Origin of the sequence: uncultured Cardiobacterium sp. (assembly GCF_938028185.1) — a bacterium.
GTDB lineage: Bacteria > Pseudomonadota > Gammaproteobacteria > Cardiobacteriales > Cardiobacteriaceae > Cardiobacterium.
In genome coordinates this window covers 1-4,465 of the sequence record NZ_CALJAH010000344.1, presented here as the reverse complement: position 1 = coordinate 4,465, position 4,465 = coordinate 1, and the positions used below count along the sequence as shown (strand labels likewise).

The 4,465-nt window shown below is 63.9% G+C and carries 2 protein-coding genes and 1 pseudogene; 1 reads left to right on the top strand and 2 read right to left on the bottom strand.

Annotated features, from left to right (window positions below; genetic code table 11):
• Positions 1 to 56 precede the first annotated feature (56 nt).
• Together Q0349_RS10100 and Q0349_RS10095 are read right to left on the bottom strand one after the other, a co-directional pair.
• Positions 57 to 2,048, bottom strand: a complete 1,992-nt coding sequence (locus Q0349_RS10100; protein ID WP_366916311.1) for a MacB family efflux pump subunit — start codon at positions 2,046 to 2,048, stop codon at positions 57 to 59.
• Complete coding sequence (locus Q0349_RS10095) at positions 2,048 to 3,241, bottom strand: efflux RND transporter periplasmic adaptor subunit (RefSeq protein ID WP_298080781.1); 1,194 nt, start codon at positions 3,239 to 3,241, stop codon at positions 2,048 to 2,050. Before Q0349_RS10095 ends, Q0349_RS10100 begins: the two co-directional genes overlap by 1 nt.
• A 250-nt stretch (positions 3,242 to 3,491) precedes the next feature.
• On the opposite strand from Q0349_RS10095, the pseudogene Q0349_RS10090 reads away from it, so the two are divergent.
• Positions 3,492 to 4,465, top strand: a pseudogene (locus Q0349_RS10090) (hypothetical protein); the annotation flags it as partial.

The following is a 4,465-nucleotide window of genomic DNA, read 5'->3' as shown; positions in this document are numbered from 1 at the left end:
TCCCCAGCCCTCCCCCGCTGCGGGCTTCGCCCTGCAGGGGAGGGGGATTTATTAGGTTATTCCCGGCTCAGGGCTTCTACCGGGTCGAGGCGGGCGGCGTTGCGCGCCGGCAGGAAGCCGAAGAGCAGGCCGATGCCGCTGGCGCAGATGACGGCGGCGATGGTCGAGGCGGTGGAGTAGACGAGTTTGAATGCCGCCTGTTCGCCGCCGCTTGGCGCGGCGCTGCCGGTGTTGTTCATCACCCAGCCGAAGCCGTAGGCGAGGCCGACACCTATCGCGCCGCCGAGGAGGCAGAGCATCAGCGCTTCTATCAGGAATTGCATCATGATGTCGCTTTGCCGCGCGCCGACGGCCATGCGGATGCCGATTTCTTGGGTGCGTTCGGTGACGGAGACGAGCATGATGTTCATCACGCCGATGCCGCCGACGACGAGCGAGATGACGGCGATGGAGGAGATGAGGATGCTGAAGACCTGGACGCTTTGCGAGATGGCTTTGCGCAGGCTGTCGCTGTTAAAGAGCGAGAAGTCCTGGCTGCCGTGGCGGCGGGTAAGGATGCGGGTGATGGCGTCTTCGGCGACCGCCGGATTGGCGCTGTCGCTGATGCGCAGGATGATGCTAGAGACGTTACTGCGTCCCAGAAGGCGGTTCATCGCCGCGGTGTAGGGCATGTACACGCTGATGTTGTTGCCGCCCTCGAAGCGGCTTTGGCTGCTGGTATCGACGATGCCGATGATGCGCACCGGGGTGTTGCGCAGCAGGATGACTTGGCCGAGCGCGTTCGCGTATTGGTTGGCGGCATTCGCGTTAAAGAGGTTTTCCGCGCCTTTTTGGTCGAGGATGGCGACGGCGGCGTAGTTGTCGATGTCTTGTTGGTTGAAGCTGCGTCCGGCGACGATGGGCAGGTTCTGCACCTGGAAGTATTGTTCGCCCGCGCCGGTGACTTCGCCGGTGAGTTCTTTGTTGTCGTAGCGCACGGTGGCGCTGGCGCTGACGACCGGAGTGGCGCTGTCGATGAAGTCTTGTTTGGCGAGGATGTCCGCGTCGCCGGGGACAAGGGTGCGGATGCGCCCGGCGCGGCGGTCGCCGAATTGGCCGGGGAAGATTTGGATGGTGTTCGAGCCGAGGTCGCTGATGCTGTTCAGCACTTGTTGTTGGGCGCCTTGTCCCAACGCGACGACGCTGACGACTGAGGCGATGCCGATGATGATGCCGAGCATGGTGAGAAAGGCGCGCAGTTTGTGGCCGAGGATGGCGCGCCACGCCATGCTGATGGCAGAGGTGATGCGCCCGGCCGCACCGAAGACGGTTTTTTTGACGGCAGGCGTGGCGGCGCGTTTGCCGCTGGCGCTGGCGTCCGCGTCCTGGCGGCGGTCGTCAATGATTTCGCCGTCCTTGATTTCGATGACGCGGTCGGCGTGGTCGGCGATGTGGCGGTCGTGGGTAACGAGGATGATGGTGTGCCCTTCGGCGTGCAGTTCGCCGAGGATTTTCATCACTTCTTCGCCGCTGTGGCTGTCGAGTGCGCCGGTGGGTTCGTCGGCGAAGATGATTTGTCCGCCGTTCATCAGCGCGCGGGCGATGGAGACGCGCTGTTGCTGGCCGCCGGAGAGTTGGCCGGGTTTGTGCTCGGTGCGCTCGCCGAGGCCGAGGCGGGTGAGTAGCGCCTTGGCGCGCGCTTCGCGGGCGTCTGCTGCCGTCCCCGCGTAGATGGCGGGAATGGCGACGTTTTCCCACGCCTTGAGGTCGGCCAGCAGGTGATAGCGCTGGAAGATGAAGCCGATGTTTTCCCGGCGCAGCGCGGCGCGCTCCTGCGGGCTGAGGCCGGTGGCGTTTTTGCCGTTGATGTAATACTCGCCGTCGCTGGGGCGGTCGAGGCAGCCGAGGATGTTCATCAGCGTCGATTTGCCGCTGCCGGACTGGCCGATGATGGCGACCATTTCCCCGGCCTCTATTTCCAGATTCAGCCCCTTGAGGATGGTGACTTCGCCGTCGCCGCTGGGGAAACGGCGGTAGAGGTTGCGGATGCGGATAATCGGCTCGCTCATCAGAACGGCCCTCCCGGACCCATCGGGATACTGCCCTCGCCGCTACCGCTGCTGACCACGACCTGCTCGCCTTCCTTCAGCCCTTCCACGACCTCGGTATTGACACCGTCATTGATGCCGAGCTTGACTTCGCGCGGCTGCGGCTTGCCGTCCGCCGCCATCACCTGCACCTCGTCCGCGCCGTCTGCGTTCGCTTGCAGCGCGGTCATCGGAATCGTCAGCACGCCCTTCGCCTCGCGCACGCTGATGACCATATTGGCGGTCATGCCGATGCGCAACTTGCCGTCCGGGTTCGGCACATCCATCTTGCCGTAATAATAGACGGCGGTGTCGTTCGAACTGCTACTGTTGCTAGTCGTATTCTTTGAAGTCGCAAGCGGCGCCGGATCAATAGACTTCAACTTGCCCTCATAGCGCGTCTTGTCCGCGCCGAGCAACGTAAAATGCGCCGCCATGCCCGGCTGCACCGCGCTCACATCCGCCTCGGCAATCTCCGCCTCGACCGTCATCGTATTCGTCTGCGCAATCGTCACCAGCGTCGGACTGTCCTGCACCGCGTTCACCGTCTGCCCCTTCTCCACCGCGACCGAAATCACCACGCCGTCCATCGGCGCCGTCACACTCGTATAACCCAGACGCAAGCCCGCGTTATCCAGCTCCAGCTGACTCTTGCGAATATCGGCTTTTGCCTGCTCCACCGCACTCTGCGCCGACTTCAACGTCGCCTGCGCGCTATCCAGCGACTCGCGCGCCGCCGCGCCCTTCTTCACCAACTCCTGCTGCCGGTTAAAATTCTGCTGCGCCTCGCGCAACTTCGCCTGCGCTGCCGACAGCGCCGCCTTGCTGGAAGCCAAGGCGGCGGCGGCACTATCGCGCGTATTCTGCTGCGTACTCGCATCAATCTCGGCGATGCGGTCGCCGGTTTTGACCTTGTCGCCGACTTGCACCGACAGCGCACTAATCTCGCCCGACACCTGCGCGCCGACCTTGACCGACTTGAACGGCTGGATGGAACCGCTCGCCAGCACCGTTTGCGCGATGTCGCCTTTCTTCACCTCGGCGGTGATGTACTTGATTGCCCCCGCCTCGTCAGGCTTGGCGCGGAAATGCCACCAGGCATAACCGCCCGCCGCGAACAACACCAAAACCACCAAAAAACGCATCCCTGCACGGCCAGACTGCTTGCGTAACATAAAACCTCTCTTTAATTAAGGAAAACACGCAGATGCGTGAAAGCGCGGATTGTACGCGCAAAAAACATATGCCTGGATTAGCGAAGGCTTAGGCGCGGTTTACCATTCAGTTCGTAGGTCGGCCATAAATGGCCGACCTACGAAATTTCTCGCCGTCAACGCCAGGCGCCAGGCTGTATTGCAAGCGCAGCCAAAATCCCCACATTAACAATACACCGCGCTTTCCCTATCTCATCCTGGAACCCCGAACATGAACCGCATCTGGTACTACACCCCCAGCGACCGCACCGACCACCCCGACATCAACCTGCTCACCCCCGGCATGGGCGTACTCACCGTCCTCTGCGTCTGCCTCATCTTCGCCAGCGCACACCTGCCGCAACTGCCCAACCCCTTCCACATCCTCTTCGGCTACACCACGCTCGTCGCCCTCAACCTGCTCTGGCAAGGCCGCTGCTACTTCCGTCCGCGTCCGCTGCCCTCGCCCATGTTCGCCTGCGACGGCGATGGTCTCACCGTGTTTGACCGCGATGGCGCTCGCCTCGGCAACTGGCGCTGGGCCGACATTGCCGAACTGCGCGCCACTGAGCCCGACCCCGTTGCCGTCATCCGTGGCGGTGCCGACCCTGATGCCGTCTGGCTGGAAATCGTGCTGCGCGAAGCCGCCCCCTCCGGACTTGGCGAAAGCGACCGTCTCCGCCGCTGGCTGGATGCCATTGAGCCGCAGCGCGGCCAAATCGCCATCCACGTCCACCTCAGCGAAGCCGTGCCCAGCGACCACGCCCCGACGACGCGCCTTCATCTGGGGGCAGACGCCGCCGACACCCTCGCCGACGCCCTCTTTGACATCGACCAATACCATCAGGAGGCACAACTGGCGCCGCCGCACCGTCCGGCCAACCCCTACCGCGCGGATGCTGCCGCCATCCTCATCATCCTCGCCGCAGACGTCGCCCTGTCCGGCTTTTGGCACTTCTCCGCCGCCGCCCGCCTTCTCATCCACTTCAGCCTGCCGCTCATCGCCGTCTTCAACCTCTGGGTACTCATCCGCCTCTGCCAGGCGGGCATCGCCTTCACCAAAATCCGTCGCCATGCGCCTCCACCCGCCCGCGTCAGCGCCCAAGCGCCAGCCATTGCCGCCCAACCCGCGCCACAACCACCACCCGCCCCGGACAGCGTCCGACCGCGCCCGGCACCCCGGCGCAAACCGCGCAGCATCACCCC

Excerpts from the sequence above, each read along its gene's own strand:
- Q0349_RS10100 (WP_366916311.1), bottom strand. The coding sequence starts at position 2,048 with ATGAGCGAGCCGATTATCCGCATCCGCAACCTCTACCGCCGTTTCCCC.
- Q0349_RS10095 (WP_298080781.1), bottom strand. The coding sequence starts at position 3,241 with ATGTTACGCAAGCAGTCTGGCCGTGCAGGGATGCGTTTTTTGGTGGTT.